Source organism: Micromonospora sp. NPDC047074 (assembly GCF_040643815.1).
In the GTDB taxonomy this organism is placed as follows: Bacteria; Actinomycetota; Actinomycetes; order Mycobacteriales; family Micromonosporaceae; genus Micromonospora.
In genome coordinates this window covers 499,694-517,716 of the sequence record NZ_JBEYVB010000002.1, presented here as the reverse complement: position 1 = coordinate 517,716, position 18,023 = coordinate 499,694, and the positions used below count along the sequence as shown (strand labels likewise).

Annotated in this window: 18 protein-coding genes; 8 read left to right on the top strand and 10 right to left on the bottom strand. The window is 73.9% G+C overall.

Going from position 1 to position 18,023, the window contains the following annotated elements; genetic code table 11:
• Nucleotides 1-129 precede the first annotated feature (129 nt).
• Nucleotides 130-669: a DUF1697 domain-containing protein gene (locus ABZ809_RS06045; RefSeq protein ID WP_357561268.1), complete on the top strand. Its 540-nt coding sequence runs from the start codon at nt 130-132 to the stop codon at nt 667-669.
• A 94-nt stretch (nt 670-763) separates the two neighbouring features.
• Here the strand turns inward: ABZ809_RS06045 and ABZ809_RS06040 are convergent, their stop codons facing one another.
• Nucleotides 764-1,735, bottom strand: a complete 972-nt coding sequence (locus ABZ809_RS06040; RefSeq protein WP_357561267.1) for an MBL fold metallo-hydrolase — start codon at nt 1,733-1,735, stop codon at nt 764-766.
• Between the two features lie 154 nt (nt 1,736-1,889).
• Nucleotides 1,890-2,825 carry a serine hydrolase gene (locus tag ABZ809_RS06035; RefSeq protein ID WP_357561266.1) on the bottom strand — a complete coding sequence of 312 codons (936 nt, stop codon included), beginning with the start codon at nt 2,823-2,825 and terminating at the stop codon, nt 1,890-1,892.
• Between the two features lie 230 nt (nt 2,826-3,055).
• On the opposite strand from ABZ809_RS06035, the gene ABZ809_RS06030 reads away from it, so the two are divergent.
• From ABZ809_RS06030 to ABZ809_RS06010, 5 genes are all read left to right on the top strand, one after another.
• Nucleotides 3,056-4,012 carry a LysR family transcriptional regulator gene (locus ABZ809_RS06030; protein WP_357561265.1) on the top strand — a complete coding sequence of 319 codons (957 nt, stop codon included), beginning with the start codon at nt 3,056-3,058 and terminating at the stop codon, nt 4,010-4,012.
• Nucleotides 4,013-4,109: 97 nt separating this feature from the next.
• On the top strand, nt 4,110-4,961 hold the full coding sequence (locus tag ABZ809_RS06025) for an aldo/keto reductase (protein WP_357561264.1): 852 nt from the start codon (nt 4,110-4,112) through the stop codon (nt 4,959-4,961).
• 166 nt (nt 4,962-5,127) lie between these two features.
• Nucleotides 5,128-5,682, top strand: coding sequence for an NAD(P)H-dependent oxidoreductase (locus tag ABZ809_RS06020; RefSeq protein ID WP_357561263.1), 555 nt, complete (start codon nt 5,128-5,130; stop codon nt 5,680-5,682).
• Nucleotides 5,683-5,704: 22 nt separating this feature from the next.
• Entirely contained in the window at nt 5,705-6,715 is a 1,011-nt protein-coding gene (locus ABZ809_RS06015) for an ATP-binding cassette domain-containing protein (protein ID WP_357561262.1), read from the top strand.
• The gene (locus ABZ809_RS06010; RefSeq protein WP_357561261.1) at nt 6,712-7,563 is read left to right on the top strand and encodes an ABC transporter permease; all 852 of its coding nucleotides are present in this window, start codon (nt 6,712-6,714) and stop codon (nt 7,561-7,563) included. Before ABZ809_RS06015 ends, ABZ809_RS06010 begins: the two co-directional genes overlap by 4 nt.
• Before the next feature lie 54 nt (nt 7,564-7,617).
• On the opposite strand, the gene ABZ809_RS06005 is transcribed toward ABZ809_RS06010, so the two are convergent.
• The 6 genes from ABZ809_RS06005 to ABZ809_RS05980 all read right to left on the bottom strand — a co-directional run bounded on the left by ABZ809_RS06005 (nt 7,618) and on the right by ABZ809_RS05980 (nt 14,223).
• Complete coding sequence (locus ABZ809_RS06005; protein ID WP_357561260.1) at nt 7,618-8,928, bottom strand: hypothetical protein; 1,311 nt, start codon at nt 8,926-8,928, stop codon at nt 7,618-7,620.
• Nucleotides 8,925-9,449 carry a SigE family RNA polymerase sigma factor gene (locus ABZ809_RS06000; protein WP_357561259.1) on the bottom strand — a complete coding sequence of 175 codons (525 nt, stop codon included), beginning with the start codon at nt 9,447-9,449 and terminating at the stop codon, nt 8,925-8,927. The genes ABZ809_RS06005 and ABZ809_RS06000 overlap by 4 nt, the downstream gene beginning before the upstream one ends.
• 75 nt (nt 9,450-9,524) lie before the next feature.
• Nucleotides 9,525-12,803 (bottom strand): AAA family ATPase, encoded by a 3,279-nt coding sequence (locus tag ABZ809_RS05995; protein WP_357561258.1) that lies wholly within the window; start codon nt 12,801-12,803, stop codon nt 9,525-9,527.
• Between the two features lie 71 nt (nt 12,804-12,874).
• Entirely contained in the window at nt 12,875-13,276 is a 402-nt protein-coding gene (locus ABZ809_RS05990) for a hypothetical protein (RefSeq protein ID WP_357561257.1), read from the bottom strand.
• Nucleotides 13,273-13,533, bottom strand: coding sequence for a hypothetical protein (locus tag ABZ809_RS05985; protein ID WP_357561256.1), 261 nt, complete (start codon nt 13,531-13,533; stop codon nt 13,273-13,275). The genes ABZ809_RS05990 and ABZ809_RS05985 overlap by 4 nt, the downstream gene beginning before the upstream one ends.
• Before the next feature lie 15 nt (nt 13,534-13,548).
• Nucleotides 13,549-14,223 (bottom strand): hypothetical protein, encoded by a 675-nt coding sequence (locus ABZ809_RS05980; RefSeq protein ID WP_357561255.1) that lies wholly within the window; start codon nt 14,221-14,223, stop codon nt 13,549-13,551.
• Between the two features lie 303 nt (nt 14,224-14,526).
• Between ABZ809_RS05980 and ABZ809_RS05975 the strand changes: the two genes are divergently transcribed.
• Nucleotides 14,527-15,426, top strand: a complete 900-nt coding sequence (locus ABZ809_RS05975) for a cellulose binding domain-containing protein (protein WP_357561254.1) — start codon at nt 14,527-14,529, stop codon at nt 15,424-15,426.
• A gap of 60 nt (nt 15,427-15,486) precedes the next feature.
• On the opposite strand, the gene ABZ809_RS05970 is transcribed toward ABZ809_RS05975, so the two are convergent.
• Nucleotides 15,487-16,392, bottom strand: coding sequence for a hypothetical protein (locus ABZ809_RS05970; RefSeq protein WP_357561253.1), 906 nt, complete (start codon nt 16,390-16,392; stop codon nt 15,487-15,489).
• A 228-nt stretch (nt 16,393-16,620) separates the two neighbouring features.
• Here ABZ809_RS05970 and ABZ809_RS05965 point away from each other — a divergent pair, with 228 nt between their 5' ends.
• The gene (locus ABZ809_RS05965) at nt 16,621-16,821 is read left to right on the top strand and encodes a hypothetical protein (RefSeq protein ID WP_357561252.1); all 201 of its coding nucleotides are present in this window, start codon (nt 16,621-16,623) and stop codon (nt 16,819-16,821) included.
• A gap of 143 nt (nt 16,822-16,964) precedes the next feature.
• On the opposite strand, the gene ABZ809_RS05960 is transcribed toward ABZ809_RS05965, so the two are convergent.
• A complete protein-coding gene (locus ABZ809_RS05960; protein WP_357561251.1) occupies nt 16,965-17,891 on the bottom strand; it encodes an S-4TM family putative pore-forming effector in 927 nt (308 codons plus the stop codon).
• Nucleotides 17,892-18,023: the final 132 nt, after the last annotated feature.

Genomic DNA, 18,023 nt, shown 5'->3' with positions numbered 1-18,023 from the left:
GTTGATCATGAGGTTGACGGCGATCCGGATCTCCGTGGGTGCCGCCAACGTCATGATCAACGCCATGGGGGCGGGGCTGTCGGACCTGCCGCCTAGGCTGGCTGTCGGGCCGCGGGGCGAGGAGGGTGCATGGACAGGTGGGTCGGGCTGCTGCGCGGGGTCAACGTCGGGGGCGCGAAGGTGGCCATGGCCGACCTGCGCCGGCTGGTCACCGACCTCGGCCACGAGGGCGTGAAGACGTACCTGCAGAGCGGCAACGTGGTCTTCGGCAGCACCGTGCGTGACGCCGACGCGCTGGCCCGGGGCATCGAGCGGGCGATCGCCGACGAGCTGGGGCTGACCGTGCCCGTGCTGGTGCGCAGCGCCCGCGAGCTGGCGGCGGTGGCCGGCGGCAACCCGTACGCCGACCGGGAGGACGACCCGACGCGGCTGCTGGTGGTCTTCCTCGCGACCGCGCCCGACCGGTCCGCCGTGTCGGCCCTGACCGCGCCGGACGGCGAGAACGTCGCGTTCACGGTCACCGGGCGCGAGGTCTATCTGCACTATCCGGACGGCGGCTACGGCCGGTCGAAGTTCACCAACAACCATCTGGAGAAGAAGCTCGGCGTGGTGGCCACCACCCGCAACTGGCGCTCGGTGCGCGCCCTCGCGGAGCTGGCGAGGCCCTGACCCGGTCGGGCCCGCCGCCCCCATCCCGACGGGCCCGGCTCCACCCATGGGCGACGGCGGAGCCGGGAGGGGCCCGGGGCCCCTCCCGCGCCGGTCAGAAGTGGTACGCGGTGTGGTATTCGGGCACGACCACCCGGCTGCGCGGGGAGACCCGGCGCACCGCCGCGACGAACGTGTCCAGCCGCTCACGGTCGGCTGGCGCGACGGGCACCGGGTTGCGCAGCTCGGTCTCGAAGTTGTCGAAGTGCACCGGCACCACGACCTTCGGCTGGTCCAGCGCGTCGAGCAGCCGTTCGGCGTAGTTTGCGGTGACGGTGCTGCTCGGCAACGCCACCATGGCCACGTCGGCGGCCAGCCCGGTCAGGTTCCGCTCGGCGAAGTTGCTCGCGCCCATGAAGAAGACCGACGGGCCGCCGGCCACCCGCAGCAGGTAGGCGAGGGTGTCGCCCTCGGGCAGGTCGGCGATGATGGCGGGCTTCGCCGGCTGGCTGACCCGTACGCCGGGGAAGGCCATCGAGTACGAGGCGTTGCGGCTGTGCAGCGAGCTCACCACCTCCACGGTGTAAGCGCCGAAGTCCAGCACCTCTCCGCCCCGGGCCGGGATGAGCTTCTCCGACGGCAGCCCGTACGCCAGCCCGAGGTGGTAGGCGGTCAGCGTGCCGATGGCTCGGGCGCCGGTGCGCTCGACGATGCGCGGCACGTCCATGTAGTGGTCCCAGTGGGTGTGCGTGACGAGCACCGTCTCGGCCCGGTCCACCAGGGAGTCGACGACGTCGGTGCGGACCTCCAACTTCGTGGCCTGGTTGAAGGCGCCCCTGAACAGGCCGGTGTCGATCCGGCTGAGGAAGGGGTCGACCAGGACCGTCCGGGCGCCGATGTCGATGCGCCAGGCCGACGTGCCCCACCAGCGGAAGCTGACCGGGCCGCTGCGGCCACCGGCCGGGGCGGCGGCCGGCGCGGCGTGCGCCGGGCCGGCCAGTGCGGCGCCGGCAAGCCCACCGGCGGACACCAGTGCGGTGCTGGCGGCGGCGTCGCGGAGAAAGCGACGGCGGTCGAGATTGGGCATGCGGAGTCCTCCCCGTCGTGGTGCCGATCGGTCGGTGCCGAGCCAATCAGCCCGCTCGGGGCCCGGTCCAAGATCCTTGGCCGACACGACCGATACCGGCCGGCATATCGGGCCAGCTCAGCGGGGGTGTGGGCGGCGCGGCGCGGCCGGAGAATCAGCCGGCGCGCAGGGCCTCGACGGCCGCCCGGGCCGCCTCTCCCATTGCCAGGTCCACGTCGATGCGGCGGGTGGCGAGCTGCGGGGCGCGGGCGAAGACGGCGATGGCGTACCGGCCTCCGTCGGGGTATTCGGCGACGCCGGCCTCCAGGTGCAGGCCCGGCAGGGTGCCGGTCTTGCCGGCCACCCGCACCCCGGGCGGGAAGCCGGAGGCCAGCCGGGTCCAGAAGAGCTGCCGGGCCATCCAGCCCCGGACCATCGCGCACGCCTCCGGCGGGCCCGCCTCGTCCCGCCAGATCAGGCCCAGCAGCCGGGTGATCTCCCGGGCGGTGCTCGACGTGGTGTGCGCCGGGTCGAACATCCGCATCGCCCGGACCCGCTCGGGCGGCAGCGTGGGGAAGATCCGGGCGAAGTCCGCCTCGGTGCGGGCGCCGACGTCGGCGAGCATCGTCTCGACCAGCTGCCGGGGACCGCCCACCACCCGGGTACGCGGCAACCCCAGCTCGGCGGCGAGCATCGACGGCACGTCCGCCCCGACCCGGCGCAGCAGCAGGTCGGCGGCGGTGTTGTCGCTGACCGACATGGCGAAGTACGCCAGGTCCCGCAGCGACACCTCGGCGTCGTCGGCGCAACCCGCGACGCCCCAGCCACCGAGGCGGTCGTCTTCGGTGACGAGCACCCGCTCCCGGGGATCGAGTTGACCGGCGACGACCTGCCGGGCGAACTCCAGCACCAGCAGGACCTTGAAGATCGAGGCGATCACCACCTGCTCGTCCGCCCGGACGGCCACCTCCCGCAGGCTGCCGGGCCGCCCCGGCACGCCGCCGGGTGGCCCACCGTCCCCGCCCGACACACCCGCGTCGAGGTCGACGACGTGCAGGCAGCCGGTGACCCCGGCCTGCTCGAAGATCTCCACGATCCGCTCCGCCACCACACTGCGCACGGTAGCCGCTGCCCCGTCCCCGTCCCCGCCCGCCGCCCGCGCCCGCCGCCCGCGCCAGACGCCCGACGCCCGACGCCAGATCTTGGTAGCAAAGTGCCCCCCGAGGGGCGCTTCGCTACCAAGATCTCGGCGCGGTCGCGGTCGCGGAGGTGTTCGCGGTCGCGGTCGCGGAGGTGTTCGCGGTTGCGGACGCGGGCGGGCGCTGGCGTAGGGTCCCGGCCGTGGACCTGCTCCGGCACCTGCGGCACTTCGTGGTGGTCGCCCACGAGCTGCACTTCGGGCGGGCCGCCGACCTCCTCGGCATGGCCCAGCCGCCGCTGAGCCAGTCGGTGCAGCGCCTGGAGCGGGAGCTGGCGGTCGAGCTGTTCGACCGCTCCCGCCGGCAGGTGCGGCTCACCGCCGCCGGGCAACTGCTGCTCGATGAGGCCGAGGAGCTGCTCGCCGGGGAGGGCCGGCTGCGCAACCTGATGCGCCAGGTCCGCGACGGGGTGTCGGGAGTGCTCCGGGCCGGCGTGCCGCCGGAGACGCCCGCGGTGACCCTGCGCGAGCTGCTCGACCGGCTGGTCGACCGCGCGCCCGGGCTCGACGTGGACCTGCACGAGCTGACCAGCGGCGAGCAGGAACGGATGCTGTCCGAGGGGCGACTGGACGTCGGCCTGCTCCACCACCCCGTCGCCGACGACGGGCTGCGTCTCGGCGCCGCGGTCGACGTACCGCTGGGGGTGCTGCTGCCGCGCGCCTCGCCGCTGGCCCGGAGCCGGGAGGTCGAGCTGGCGGCGCTGGCCGGGCTGGACCTGGTGACCGCGCCCCGGGCCACCGCGCCCGGCTGGCACGACCACCTGTTGGCGGTCTGCCGCCGGCACGGGTTCGCGCCGGGGCGGGTCCGCCCGGCGCGGAACCCGGAGTTCCTCTTCGGGCTGGTGCTGGCCGGCGGCGGGGTCGCCGTCGAACCGGCGGCGACGGCCCGCCGGGAGCCCCGGATCGCCTGGCGGCCGATCGTCGGAACCCCGCTGGTCAGGCGCACCTCGGCGGCCTGGCCACGACGGGCCGCGCACCCGGCCGCCCCGATGTTCGGCCAGCTCGCAGCGGAGGTGCTGGCCGACGGGCCGGCGCCCCCGGCACCGCCGCCGGGGCCGGCACCCCGGCCCTGGCCGGTGCTCTTCGACGAGCCTGCCTGAGTCCCGGATCACCGGTTGGAAGACCCCGGATCAGGGGTACGCGCAGGTCGGCCCGCCGGAGGTGGAAGCGCTTCCGCACGACCGCGAAGGAGCCCCGATGGCGTACGCCATTCCCGACATCGCCCTGAACGACGGCAACACGATCCCGCAGCTCGGCTTCGGCGTGTTCCAGATCGACCCCGGGGACACCGTCGCGGCGGTCCGCACGGCCCTGGAGGTCGGTTACCGGCACATCGACACCGCCGAGATGTACGGCAACGAGGCCGAGGTGGGGCGCGCGATCCGGGAGTCCGGGCTGAACCGCGACGAGGTCTTCGTGACCAGCAAGCTGAACAACGGCTTCCACCGGCCCGACGACGCCCGCGCGGCGTTCGAGTCGACGCTGGCCGCGCTGGGTACGGACCACATCGACCTGTTCCTCATCCACTGGCCGCTGCCCACCCGCTACGACGGGGACTTCGTCTCGACCTGGCGGGTGCTGGAGGAGTTCCAGCGCGACGGGCGGGCCCGCTCGGTCGGGGTGTCGAACTTCCAGGTGCCGCACCTGGAGCGGCTGGCCGCCGAGGCCGACATGACACCGGCGGTCAACCAGGTCGAGGTGCACCCGTACTTCGGCAACGAGGAGGTGCGCGCGTACGGCCGGGCGCACAACATCCTCACCGAGGGATGGTCGCCGATCGCGCAGGGCAAGGTGCTCACCGACCCGACGGTCGTCGACATCGCCGAGCAGGTCGGCCGGACCCCGGCCCAGGTGGTGCTGCGCTGGCACGTGCAGCGCGGCGACATCGTCTTCCCGAAGTCGACCACCCCGCAGCGGATCGAGGAGAACTTCCGGATCTTCGACTTCGAACTGGACGACACGATGATGGAACGGATCACCGGGCTGGACAGGGGCGAGACCGGTCGGCAGGGCCCGGACCCGGACACCTTCGACTACGTCCCGGCGTAGCAAAACGCGCCGGCGCGCCCGGCCAGCCGTCTCCGGCGGCTGGCCTCCCTCCCTGACGCCCCGGCAGGCCTCCGCCGCCGCCCTGCGCCCCCGCTAGTTCTGATCTGGCGGACGCCGGCCGCCGTCTCGCGCCAGACGGGTGGGACCGGAGCCGGGAGGGGGCACCATGACGCCGCTGCGCCTCGCCGTGATCATCGGCAGCACCCGCGAGGGACGGGCGGGCGACCGCATCTGCCGCTGGTTCGTCGACCGGGCGACCCGGCGCGACGAGCTGGTGGTGACGGTCGTCGACCTCGCCGACTACGACTTCCCCGTCGGCTACCCGGCGGAGCCGACCCCGGCGATGCGCGCGTTCACCGCACAGGTGGGGCGGGCGGAGGCGTTCGTCGTGGTCACCCCCGAGTACAACCACAGCTTCCCGGCCTCGTTGAAACAGGCGATCGACTACGCGTACGACGAGTGGCAGGCCAAACCGGTCGGCTTCGTGTCGTACGGTTGCGGTTCCATCGGCCTGCACGCGGTCGACCAGCTCCGGACGGTCTTCACCGCGCTGCACACGGTCACGATGCGCGACATCGTCGGTGTCGACCTGCTCTGCGGTGAGCCGTCACCCACGGCCACGGACCGGTTCGAGCGGGACGCCGACGTCCTGCTCGATCAGCTCCGCTGGTGGGGCCTGGCCCTGCGCGACGGCCGCGCCGCGCGCCCGTACGTCTCCTGAAAACGTGAGGAAGGTAGGGACAATGACACGCAACACCGGCCTGGCCATCGAGGCCGAGGGCCTGACCCGGTCGTTCGGGGACACCAAGGCGCTCGCCGGCGTGGATCTCCAGGTCCCCGCCGGCACCGTCTACGGGCTGCTCGGCCCGAACGGCGCCGGCAAGACCACGGCGGTACGGGTGCTGGCGACGCTGCTGCGCCCTGACGGCGGGCGGGCGCGGGTCTTCGGGCACGACGTCGTCACGCAGGCTGACGCCGTGCGCTCCCGGGTCAGCCTGACCGGCCAGTACGCCTCGGTGGACGAGGACCTGACCGGGCTGGAGAACCTGGTGCTCCTCGCCCGCCTGCTCGGGCACAGCAAGCCGGCGGCCCGCAAGCGGGCGGAGGGCATGCTGGCCGCGTTCGGGCTGACCGAGGCGGGTGACCGGCAGGTCAAGAAGTACTCGGGCGGCATGCGGCGGCGCGTCGACATCGCGGCGAGCATCCTCAACACCCCTGACCTGCTGTTCCTCGACGAGCCGACGACCGGGCTGGACCCGCGCAGCCGCAACCAGGTGTGGGAGATCGTCCGGGCGGTCGTGGCGCACGGCACGACGGTGCTGCTGACCACGCAGTACCTCGACGAGGCGGACCAGCTCGCCGGCCGCATCGCGGTGGTGGACCACGGCCGGGTGATCGCGGAGGGCACCCCGGGCGAGCTGAAGTCCTCGGTCGGTGCCGGCACCGTCCACCTGCGGCTGCGCGACGCGGGGCAGCGGCCCGAGGCCGAGCGGCTGCTCCGGTCGGCGCTCGGCGTGCCGGTGCAGCTCGAAGCCGATCCGGTCGCGCTGACCGCCCGGGTCGGCGGCCAGGGCAACGACCTTGAGGCCAGCGAGCAGGCCGCCCGCGCGCTCGGCGACCTGGCCCGCGCCGGCATCGTCGTCGACGACTTCTCCCTCGGCCAGCCGAGCCTGGACGAGGTCTTCCTGGCCCTGACCGACCACCCCGCCGTCGCGGCCGACGAGCGGGACGACCAGCTGGAGGCAGCCCGATGACCAACGCCACCACGACCGGGCCGGCCCCGTCCGTCTACGTACCGTCGGCGGAGGCGCTGTCCACCGTCCTCGCGCCCGGCGCGCGACCGGCCAGGCCGAACGCGCTGTCGGCGTCGCTCACGTTCGGCTGGCGCGCGCTGCTGAAGATCAAGCACGTGCCGGAGCAGTTGTTCGACGTGACGGCGTTCCCGATCATCATGGTGCTGATGTTCACGTACCTGTTCGGCGGGGCGCTCGCCGACAGCCCGCGTGACTACCTCCAGTTCTTCCTGCCCGGCATCATGGTGACGAGCGTCGTGATGATCACCATGTACACCGGGGTCGGGCTGAACACCGACATCGAGAAGGGCGTCTTCGACCGGTTCCGGACGCTGTCGGTCTGGCGGCCGGCCCCGCTGGTCGGCATGATCTTCGGCGACGTGCTGCGGTACGTGCTGGCGGCCGTGGTCATCCTCGGCGTCGGGCTGGTGCTGGGGTTCCGGCCCGACGGCGGGCTGACCGGGGTGCTGGCCGGGATCGGCCTGCTGGTGGTCTTCTCGTTCGCCTTCTCCTGGGTGTGGACGTTCTTCGGCCTCGTCCTGCGCAGCGAGAAGTCCGTGATGGGCGTGAGCATGATGGTGCTCTTCCCGCTCACGTTCCTGAGCAACGTGTTCGTCGACCCCTCGACCATGCCCGGCTGGCTCCAGGCGTTCGTCAACGTCAACCCGATCTCGCAGCTGGTGGCCGCCGTACGCGCGGTGATGTCGAGCGGCTGGGACGCGTCGGCCACGATGTGGACGCTGGCGTGGAGCGCCGGCTTCCTGGTGGTCTTCGGCACGCTCACGATGTACCGCTACAACCGCCGCTGAACTGCCGATTGGACGCCGGGCACCGCCACGGAGGTGGTGGTGCCCGGCGGCGGGTCAGGGGACGACCGGGACCCTGGTGGCCGCGCCGCCGGCGGCGGTCACCCGCACCTCGGTGGCGGCGGCCGGGAGCAGCGCCGCGTCCCGCCCGGCGTCGTGCCATCGCCCGGCGCCGATCCGGTAACCGAGCGTCGCACCTTCGGCGGCGACGAGAACCCCCTGCCCGTCGGGCAGCCGCAGCCGCACCGGCAGCGGCGCCGCCCGGTCGACGAAGCCGCTGGCCACCGCCTCGAAGGGCGCGTAGCCGCGAGCGAGCAGGGCGACCGCACGGGCGGGATCGTCGTCGTACTGGATCGTCTTGAGCAGCAGCATTCGGCCGTCGGGGGTGGCCCCGTAGACGGTCAACTGGGGGGACTCCCCCGCCCGGTGGACGCCGACGGAGTCGAAGTAGGCGGCGAGCGGGCCCGTTTCGTGGTCGATCGCGCCAACCTGTGCGGCCGGCTCGGCGCCCCAGATCCCCTCCGCGCCGGGCAACGTGTGGGTGAGCTGTCGCGGCGACGTGCTGCCCCTCCCGCCGTCGGAGAGGATGTTCATCGCGTTGGCGATGTGGACGACGTTCGCCCTGCTGACCGGCGTCCGAGCCAGGGCCACCGTCAGCCTGTCGCGCTGCGCCGGCACGGGCAGGACGGCCGCCCCGTCCCGGAACTCCACCCGCTGGAAGGTGCGCTCGATCCGGCCGTCGGCCGTGTACCAGAACGTCGGCGAGAACTCCACCGGCTGCCCGGCGTCGAGCACGACCAGCACGTCGCGTGCCGGCCCGAGCAGCGCTGCCTGGGAGTGGCCGTCCGTACCAGTGTCGACGAGGGTCTCGGTCGTCATGACCCGGGGCCCGGCGGCGGTGGGCTCGACGAACGCGGCCTTGCCGATCTCGCGTGCGCCGTCCGGCCAGGACACGACCGCGTTGTCGGCGGTCCGCTGGGCGACGTAGGCGGCGGGCCCGGCCGGCGTGTCTCCCGCCCAGACCACGTGCGGATCGCCCCTGAAGCCGCCCCCGAGTTGCCTCGCCCGCTGCCGCCACGCCTCACGGACCCGCCGCAGATACGCCTCGTCGCCGGCCAGGTCGCCGCGGGTGGGCCCGTCGAACAACGGCGAGGCGACCTCGACTGCGGCCCCGTCGCCCGACAGGTGCAGCGCGCCTCCCACAGGCACCGCCACCACGACGGCGCACACGGCGGCCAGGACGGCCCGGCGGCGCAGCAACCGGCGACGCCCACCCCGTCGTACGTCGTCGAGCAGGGTCGGCGGGCCGGTGAGGTCGTCGGTCACCCGACGCAGGGCGGTGCGTACGTCGCTCTCTTCCATGGTCATCGCGAACTCCTGGTGTCGGTCGGCAGGGTGACGACGAGACTCGATCCGGCCAGCGCCTCCCGGAGGCGGGCCAGCCCACGCGAGGCGTGGCTCTTCACCGCGCCCTCGGAGCAGCGCAGCGTGGCGGCGACATCGGCGACCGACAGGTCCTCCAGGTAGCGGAGCACGACGGCGGCCCGCTGCCGGGGCGGCAGGACACGCAGCGCCGCGACGACCGCCTGGCGCAGCGCGATGTCGTCGGCGTGGTCCCGGGCGACCCCGTCGTTGTCACCCAGCGCCCGCTCCGGCCGCCGGGCGCGCCGCCGCCACCGGTTGATCGACCGGTTGACCAGGGCGCGCCGGGCGTACGCCTCCGGGTAGGTCCGGACGCGCCGCCAGCGCACGTACACCTGCTCCAGCACCTCCTGGAGCAGGTCCTCGGCCGCGTGCCGGTCACCCGTCAGCAGGTAGGCGACCCGCAACAGCGCCACCGACCGGGTGCGGACGAAGTCGTCGAACTCCGCGCCATGCGAATCTCGCATCTGGCCTCCTGGTCTCATCACCCAGCAAGACACCACGGGAGGTCGCGAGGTTTACCGACGCGTGTCGGCCCGGCTCTAGAGACGCCAGGGCACGGGCGCGGGTGGCAGGTAGCGGCAGGTGCTGCCGGTGGAGACGGTGTCGCGCAGGTGGGCGGCGAGCGCCGGGTGGCGCTGGTCGAGTTTGCGCAGCACGTCGCGGATGCGGGCGGTCACCGTCTTGCGGGCGCGCTCGGCCTCGTCGCCGAGGCGGCGGCTGCGGCCGGCCAGTCCCGCGGCGGCGCGCAGCTCGGCGAGCAGGGCGCCGCGCTCCGCGTCGAGGACGGCCACCCGCCGCTCGTCGCTCCGCTCGGCGGCCCGGTCGATCTCGTCGTCGAGCCGCGCCAGGTGCCGCCGGTAGCGGGCCTTCGCCTCGTCGTCGAGGACCGGGTCGCCACCCATCCGGCGGGCCGCGACGAGTTCGGGCCCGGCGGCCGGGTCGAGCAGCTCCGCCGCCGGGACGTCGACGCCCGGCCGGCTCAGCAGCACGTGCAGGTCGCGCAGGCCCTTGGCGTCGGGCAGGTGCACCAGCACGCCGGCGTAGTCGAGCTGCCAGACCGGGCCGTCGCGGCGGAACTCGTGCGCCGGCGCCGGTTGCTGCCCGGCCTGCGGTCCGTGCGGCCCGCCGGTGACGGCCGACGCCGAATCCGGCCGGGAGGCCAGGGTGCCGGCCCGCAGCAGGTCGGCGGACGACACGTCGGGTGACGTGGGCGACGCGTCGGCCAGGCGAGCGGTCACCTGGCTCATGCCGAGTTCGGCAGCGTCGCGCGTGGTGGTCGCGCGCAACGTGGCGGCGGCCGTCGCGTCGCCGGGGCGGCCCCGCCCGGACAGGGCGTCGGCCAGCGCCTCGCGGGCGAGGACCGACCACGGGCGGGCGCCCAGCCGGTCGGCGGAATCGCGGGCGGCGGAGAATCCGGCCACCGCGTCGTCCCAGCGTTCCTGGGCGGCGTCCACGAGAGCCAGCCAGTGGTCGACGGGGCCGCTGAGGTCGCAGCCGAACAGCGCGGACAGCCACTGCCCACGGTGCGGGCGAAGCGCCTCCCGGGCCTCGGCGCAGCGCCGGGGGTCGCGGCTGGCGGCGGCGACCCCGGCGCGCAGCCGCAGCCACAGCGGCGAGACCGCCCCCGGGTACGTCGTGCCGGCGGCCTCGATGCCGGCGGCCAGCCGGACGGCCGTCCCGACGTCGCCGCGCTCGACCGCCGTGATGCCCCGGACCAGCTCCGGATGGGGGTAGTCGGTCGGGGTCAGCCCGTCGAGCAGGGCGTCGACCTCGTCGAACCGGCCCTGCAACGCCAGCCGCGACCAGCGCAGGTGGTGGCGCATGAAGGCGAAGTCGGAGTTGCCCCAGTCGCCGAAACCGGTCAGCTCGCCGAACAGTTCGTCGGCGCGCGCGAAGTCGCCGCGGAACGCCGCGGTGATGGCGTCGTCGACGGTGGCGGAGGCACGGTGCCGGGCGTCGCCCTCGCGGGCGCCGGTGAGAAAGGCCGTCAGCTCGTCGCGGTAGCGGGGGTCGCCCAGCTCCACCAGCGCGACCCAGCGCAGCGCGGTCGCCCAGAGCGCGGTCTCCCGGTTTCCGCCGCGGCGCGCCACCTCCCGGATCTCGGCGGTGATCGCGGCCCGGTCGCGGGCCGAGCCGAGCCCCCAGGTGGTGTCGTGGCGGGCCCACAGGCTGAAGGTGAGGGCCTCGGCGTCGTCGCCGCGCCGGGCGAGGGACTCGGTGGCGGCGATCAGGTCGGCGACGAGCGTGCCGACCGGGACGGCGCCCGCGGATTCGCCGATCAGCCGCCGGTACGCCTCCCGCAGCACGCCCTCGGGGTCGGCGGCGCGACCGGAGCCGTCCACGTGGCGGCTGTTGACGACGAGGGCGACCCGGGCCAGCACGACCGGATCGTCGACCGCCACGGCCAGCGCGGCGGCCTCCGCGAGCAGCCCTCGGCCCTCGTCGCCCGCACCCGCGTGGTAGAGCAGTTGCCCCAGCTCGATCATGATCTTCACGCGCCGGGTCGGATCGTCGGCGACCTCCAGCGCCCGGCGGAAGTGCATCACCGACTCGTCCATGGCCAGCCGGCCGCCCGCGTCCCGAGCGGCGGCGATCAGCAGCTCGACGGCCCGGGACGGATCGAGGTGGGCACCGGCGAGATGGGCGTGCCGGGCCAGGTCGGCGGGGATCAGCCGCTCGGCGAGCGCCGGATCGCGCTCGACGGCCCGGACGACGGCGGCGTGCCGGCCGCGCCGGTCGTCGTCGGGCAGCGCGTCGTAGAGCGTCTCCCGGACGAGGTCGTGGACGAAGGCGAACCGGCCGCCGGATCGGGACACCACGAGTCGGGCGGTGATCGCCCGGTCGAGGACCCGGTCGACCTGCGCCGCCGGCTCGCCCGTGCCGGCCGCGAGGACCTGGCGATGGAACTCCCGACCCAGCACGGCGGCGGCGGTGAGCGCCGCGACCACCGCCGCCGGCAGCTGGTCGAGGCGGCGGCGCACCGCCTCGCGTACGCCCGGCGGGATCGTGCCCACTCGACCGTCGGCGTGCCAGATGCGGGCGGTCTGCTCCACGAAGAACGGGTTGCCGCCGGTGCTGCGGTGCACCTCGTCGGCGAGGCCGGCGTCGGGTGCCCGGCCGGTCGTGCGGGTCATCAGCGCGGCCACCTCGTCGCGGGACAGGCCGCTGAGGGTGAGCGTGGTCGCCTTCGCCACCAGCGGCATCAGCAGCCGGCGCAGCGGGTGGTCCGGCGACTCGACCTCGGCGTCGCGGTAGGTGCCGATCAGCAGCAGCCGCTCGAACCAGGTGTGCTGCGCGGCGAACCGCAGCAGCCGCATCGAGGCGGGATCGGCCCAGTGCAGGTCGTCGAGCACGACCACGACCGGCCGGCGCTGGGACACCGCGACGAGTGTGGCGGTCACCGCGTCGTGGAGGGCGAACTCCTCCTGATCCGCGCGGTCGTCGCCGGTCGGCTGGCCGGTGGGCGCACCGCCGGTGCCGCCGGCCGCCTCGCCCAGCAGGGCCGCGAGGCCCGGCTCGGCCGCCTCCCGGACCAACGCCCAGTCGTCGGGCGAGCGGCGGAGGCCACGCAGCACCTGGACCCAGGGCCAGTAGCCGGGCGCGCTGTCGGAGTCCCAGCAGGCGGCGCCGAGCACCAGCGCGCCGCGGCGGCGGGCCTCGCCCGCCGCCGCCGTGACCAGCGTCGTCTTGCCGATGCCGGGCTCACCGGCGACGAGGACGAGGCCGCCGTGGCTGGCGGTCACCCGGTCGATCTCGGCGCGCAGCAGGGCCGCGGGGTGCTCCCGCCCGATGACGGCCTCGTCGTACCGCGGATCCATGACGCCCAGACGGTAGCGGAACGGTGGGACATCGCGAGTCGATTACGTGCCGGGCCGCCGTACCGGCGCCGTCAGCGGGCGTCGGTGACCACGTGGGAGCAGGCGGCGCAGGCCGCCCGGCCCTGCTCGGCGTACCACCGGCAGGTGCGCCGGATCGCGCAGCGCGGCAGGTCGTCCTCGGTCGGCCCGGCGGCCTCCTGGAAGGACGCCGCCAGCCGCTCGCCGAGGCCGCAGTGCTCGCCGGTCCAGAAGCCGCACCTCGCGGTGACGCACGGGCCGGCGAGCCGGTACCGCGACTCGACCGGCGCGTCCGTGCCGGCCTGGGCCAGGGCGACCTCGGCCGGGAGCGGCGGCGTGACGTAGGCGACCCGCCCCGCCGGAGTGATCATGCCGAGGAAGACCGTGGCGTTGGCCGCGGGGGTACTCGGGCACATCCGCTCCGGCGGGTCCGGCCGGTGGACGGCTTCCGTCACCGCTGCAACCAGAAGCCGAGGTCGTTGATCTTGTGGCCGAGTTCCTCGGCGAACGGGCCGTCGATGACCCACAGGCCGTACCACTCGGGGCGGAGCTTGAGGTTGGCGTGCCCGACGGCGAGCGGGTTGGTCAGCCGCTTGCCGGCCGTGGAGAGCGCGTTGAGGCCCGCCTTCTGGATCTCACTCGCGATGAGGCTCTGTTGTTCGGTGGTCAGGTCGACGCCGTCGACGACGAAACGGAACTCGCTGCGTGCCATGTCCTACCTCCGTGGTCAGTACGAATCGGTCCGCAGCCCGCGCCGCAGACCCGCCCTGGTGAATGCCGCCCAGCCGGATCGGGAGACCGGGTCGGCCCCGCGCCCGGCCCGGCCGAGGTGCTCCCGCCAGTCCGTCGCGTCGGCGTCGCGCAGCCCCCACAGCTCGCGGCAGGCGGTGACCGCGAACGCGACCTGCTCGGCCGAGCCGGTCCAACCGGCGGGGCCGTCGGTCACCCGCAACGCGCCACCGGCCTCGACGCGGACCGCCGGGAAGTGGTGGTGCAGGCTGGCGAGGGTGGCCAGGTGCGCGGCGTCCGAGCGCCCGGCGGCGAAGGCGTCCCGCCGTTGGTCGTCGCGGACGACCCGGATGGCGAGCAGGGTGAACACGTCGCCGTTCCCGCTCACCCCGCCCTCCACCTCGACGGGTGCGCTCCACGCGTGGGGGGAGTTGGCCGACCAGAAGGCCAGCCAGGCGTCGAGGCGTTCGTGGAAGTCGGCCTGGAAACGGGCCGGCCCGCCGACCAGCCGGGCGGCGGCGATCCGGTCCCGGGCGACCAGGTGCCGGGTCGGCGACGCCGCGCCGGCCGGTGCGGCGTGGGCGGCGGTCACCCCGGTGACCGTGACCGCCGAGGCAGTAGCGGCACCGAGCAGAACCCGCCGCCGGGACAGTGGGGAATGGGAATCGTTCATGGCCCGCCTTTCGTGGACGGCCTGTGCCACGACACGCTATCGACCGATATAGATCATCTGGGCCGCCGTTCTATCGGTAGACCGACATCAATTCCGGTGATTGCTGGCGGCGCGATTCCGGCCACTGTGCTGCCGGTCACCCTGCGGCGGAGACGGGCCGAATGTCCGCTTCCGGCCGCTGTCGAGCCGCCCCACCGGTGGGACCACGACCCGGACCACCCGAGCCGGCGGCAACCGGGCCCGCGCTCCGGGCGGAGCCCTAACGATTGATAAACATGGATCGGCGGCCATAGCATCGACACCATGCGTGTCCGTCGGATCACCGCCGTCGCCGCCGTCGCCGCGTCGCTGAGCATGCTCGCCGTCGGCGTCGCGCGGGCGGACGACACCCCCGCCCTCACCACGCCCGGCAGCCCCGTCGTCGTGCTCGACGAGCCGCACCGCCTCACCCTCTCCTGGACGCCCTCGACCTGGGTGGGCGAGCCGGCCGGCGAGGACCCGATCACGTACGAGGTGCGGGTGCAGCTCGGCCCGCACGTCTACCGGGGCCTCGGCAGCACGACCGCCACCACCCTGACCCTGACCAACCTGGCCCCGGGCAGCGACTACCGCCTCGTCGTCAGCGCGTACGCCCCCAACGCCTACTCGAACCCCTCGGCGGTCACGCCGGTCCGCACCGCCTACGGGCGGGCGAAGGTCAGTTACCTCAACCTCGACTGGTCGCCGACGAACAACCAGATCCAGCACGCTCTCCAGGTCACCAACACCGGCACCGGGCCGCTCGACCTCGCCACCGTGCGGGTGCGCTACCACCTGGTGTTCGAGGGCGGCAACACCTCGCTCGTGCTGAACTGCGACTGGGCGGCGCTGGGCTGCGACCGGATCCGGCGCGACCTCGCGTACTTCCCGCCGCCGTTGCCGCCCGGCGGCCCGCCCACGCCGGCCCCGTCCCCCACCCCGACCCGGTACCCGTTGCCGGGCACGCCGATCCCCGGCTGGGTGGAGCTGACCTTCACCGACGGGATCCTCGCCCCCGGCGCGTCGTCCGGGCCGATCCAGCTCCGCCACCACCGGAACGGCTGGACCGACATCGACGAGCGCGACGACCTGAGCTGGCGCGCCGCGACCGGCCAGTGGACCGACAACAGCCGGATCACCCTCGACGTCGACGGCGTACGCGAGTTCGGCGACACGTACGCCTGACCCGTGGAGCCGGCCGGTGGACCCCCCGATCGGGGCGGCGCCACCGGCCGGCCCGGCCCGCTACGCCGTCGCGCAGATGGCGTACGCGGTATTGGTCCAGTTGCCGGCGAACGCGTCCTCCTCGTACGCGCCGGAGGTGGCGGAGGTCGGCGCGACGGCCGGGCCGCCGTTGGGGCGGAAGTCGTCGACGACGGCCTCCCCGGTGACGCCGTTGAGTTCGTAGCCGGCGCCGGTCAGCACCTTCCCGGCCGGGCAGGTCGCGACGACGCTGCGGAAGTCGGTGGAGTTGCTGACGCTCACCGCGGAGTTGCGCACCAGACCCGGGAGGGGGTTGGCGCAGATCGCGTACGCCGTCGCGGACCAGTTGCCGGCGAACGCCTCCGCCTCGTACGCGCCCACGAAGACCGACGTCGGCGCGGCGGCCGGGCCGCCGTTGGGGCGGAGGTCGTCGACCACGCCCTCGCCGGTGACGCCGTTCAACTCGTAGCCCGTCCCGGTGAGCACCTTCCCGGCCGGGCAGGTGGCGGTGACGCTGCGGAAGTCGTTCGAGTCGCTGGCGCTGGTCGCCGCGACCCGCACCAGTCCTGCGACGGGGTTGGCGCAGATCGCGTACGCGGTGACGGACCAGTTGCCCGCGAACGCCTCCGCCTCGTACGCCCCGACGGTGACGGCGGTCGGCGCGGCGGCCGGACCGCCGTTGGGGCGGAGGTCGTCGACCACCGCCTCGCCGGTCGCCCCGTTGACTTCGTAGCCCGTCCCGGTGAGCACCTTCCCGGCCGGGCAGGTGGCAGTGACGCTGCGGAAGTCGGTGGAGTTGCTGACACTCACCGCGGAGATCCGGACGAGGCCGGGAACGGCAGCCGACGCGGGGGCGGCCGGGACGACCACCACGGCCGCGACGGCGAACCCGAGGGCGACCCTGAGCGCGCCCTGGCCGGGCCGGCGGGGTGTTGCCTGAGCTGACATGTGGCTCTCCTGCCTGTCGCCCCGGCAGCGACAGCCCGCACACATCGAGGGTCGCGCCGAGGCGTTGCGATTGACACGCTCACGGTAGGTAGCCAAGCGACCAGGCATTATCTCCAAACTGACTACGTCAAGTAATCGACCGATCGTCAAAGCGGCCACCCCCCACCGATGCGGGAAGGGGTCCCGAAGGCGTGTGAAGACGGGCGACGACGGGTACCGGCGGCCGGCATGAGTGATCTTCCGCTGCACATCCTGACCGACGCAGGCTTCACGACCGACGAGGCGGACTCCATCGTCGAACACCTCAAGAACGGTGTCGACACCCACGACGGGAGGAGCGAGACCGACCGGATCGACGTCGAGTCGCTCCCGCCGGAGAAGAAGGAGGCAATCGATCAGTTCAACCTGGCCGTGGCCGCGGACTTCTAGGCATCCGGGGGTGCTGGGCTCGTCGCGGCCCCGCCCAGCGCACAGGCCGCGACGAGCCACCCGTGCCGGGACCGTCCCGCCGACGATCCCGGCACGCGGTGCTCACGGAGCTCGCCGAGCCCCGCTCGCCGCGCCGGCCGGGGTCAGTCGGCTCTCGCGGCCCGGTCGCGGGTGTCCAGGATCTCGACCAGGCCGGCCATGGCGGCCTGGAAGTCGACGCGGTCGCTCGGGTGGTAGCGCCGGAAGAACCAGCCGGGCACCCGCGCCTGCACCAGCCGGCTGTGGAAGATGAGGTCCTGGACCTGTCGGGCGAGGACCATCGACCCGTCGACCGTGGCGCCCTCGTCGCCGCGGGAGGCCGCCGCGACCACGTGTCGCTGCACGATGGCCAGTGCTCGGTCGCGCTCGGCGGCGACGTCCCGCTGCCCGCGATAGATCTCCAGGCCCAGGAGCAGCGCGCCCAGCGACGGGACGAACCACCGCGACAGCAGATCGGCGACCGTGAGCCCGGTCGCCACCCCGACCACGACGCCGGCGGCCGTCCACGTCACGACACCGGCCAGCACCGCGTACGCGTAGCGACGGCGCACCCGGGAGCCCCAGCCGAGGTTCTGCTGCTGGCAGGCCAGCACGTCGTACGGCGGGGGCAGGGACGGAATCTCGTAGTAGTCACGGAGATACCGCTCGTCGCCCGGGAAGGCCCGCTCCAGCCGGCTCACCTCCTCGGCGCCGAGCCGATCACCCACCGCCACGGTGTTCCACTCCAGGCCGAAGAGACGCACGTCGAACATCTCCTGGAGGACGGCCGCGCGCCGGACCTGCCCACGCGACCAGGAGGCGAGACCCACCGCGTTGACCAGCGCCCAGAGCGCGCCGACAGCGGTGACGGCGGCCGCCGACACGCCGGTCAGGGCCACCACCGCCCCAGCCACGCCGAGGGCTACGGAGAGCCCCATACGCAGGTTGTCCAGCCGCTGCGCCCTGGTGTGGCAGACCGACATCGCCCGGAGCAGGGCCATCATCTCGGGCCGAGTCTGGCGCTTGAGCAGGGAATCAGTGCACTCCGTCATCGCGGCCTCCCACTCGGGTGACCGATTCTATATTCGGATCGCTAGATGTCACCCACCGCACGGCAATCGCTACCGAAAGCGATCTTTCGGTTACCTTTGGGTAAGTACATGATGGAACGCAGACTGGTGCCC